Annotated in this window: 1 protein-coding gene; it reads right to left on the reverse strand. The window is 76.2% G+C overall.

The window, feature by feature from the left end; genetic code table 11:
• Positions 1-28: 28 nt before the first annotated feature.
• The coding region (locus BZL64_RS33380; protein WP_086772844.1) for an FUSC family protein at positions 29-1027 on the reverse strand (999 nt) is incomplete at its 5' end.

The following is a 1027-nucleotide window of genomic DNA, read 5'->3' on the forward strand; positions in this document are numbered from 1 at the left end:
ACCCCGCCCCGGTGTGGGGCGAGGTCCCTCAGGCCCCCACCAGCGGCGAGCCCGGCGGGGTGCGCAGGGGGTGGGCCAGTTCCGCCAGGGCTCGTTCCAGGCCGTGCAGGTGGGCCAGCGCAGGTTCGGTCGCCGTCGGGTGGTCGAGAGGCGTGAGGTGTTCCGTGCCGCCCTCGGTCAGGGCCTCCACCGCGGCCTGTACGCGCCAACAGGCGGCGGCGAGGCGGGCGTCATGGGAGGCCTCGGGATCGGCGGCGACGGCGACGAGTCCGCGGATCTCGCGGGCGCAGTCGTCGAGCAGGGTGAGGACGCGGCGGGCGCGCGCCTTGCGGCCGAGCATCGGGTTCAGCGGGTGCACGAGCGGGGCGACGGAGAGCCGGACCCGGCCGAGGAGCTGCTCCAGCTCGGTGACGCGCGCGCCGGGGTCGGCGGCGGGGTCGCCCGCGAGCCGGGCGGCGGCCTCGGCGGTGCAGGCGTGGACGCAGCGCAGCGCGCGCTGGATCCAGGCGTCGGTGACGGTGTGGGTGGTGACGGGCAGGACGAACAGCACAGCGAGGACGGCGCCGAGCGCGCCCACCCCGGTCTCGGCGAGGCGGACCGCGAGCAGGCCGGGGCTGAGCACGCCGAGGAGGCCGTAGAGCAGCTCGGCGAGCAGGGTCACGCAGAGCATCATCCAGGTGTAGGAGACGGCCGCGGTGTAGAAGATGCCGAAGACGCAGACGGCGACGAGGGCGGCCGTGGGCACGCCGGCGCCGTGCAGGGGGACGGCGAGGAGGAGGCCGAGGCCGATGCCGATGACCGTGCCGAGCACCCGGCGGAAGCCGCGGACCAGGGTCTCGCCGCGGGAGGTGGTGTTGACGAAGATCCACCAGGTGGCGCCGACGGCCCAGTACCAGCGCTCACCGGACACCAGCTGGCCCACGAGGAGCGCGAAGCCCGCGCCGGCGGTCGCCTGGACGGCCTGACGGGTGGTGACCCTGTCGAGGCCTCGGCCGCCCGGCGGGGCGGGCGGCCGAGGCCTCGACAG

The organism is Streptomyces bobili (assembly GCF_002154575.1).
GTDB lineage: Bacteria > Actinomycetota > Actinomycetes > Streptomycetales > Streptomycetaceae > Streptomyces > Streptomyces bobili.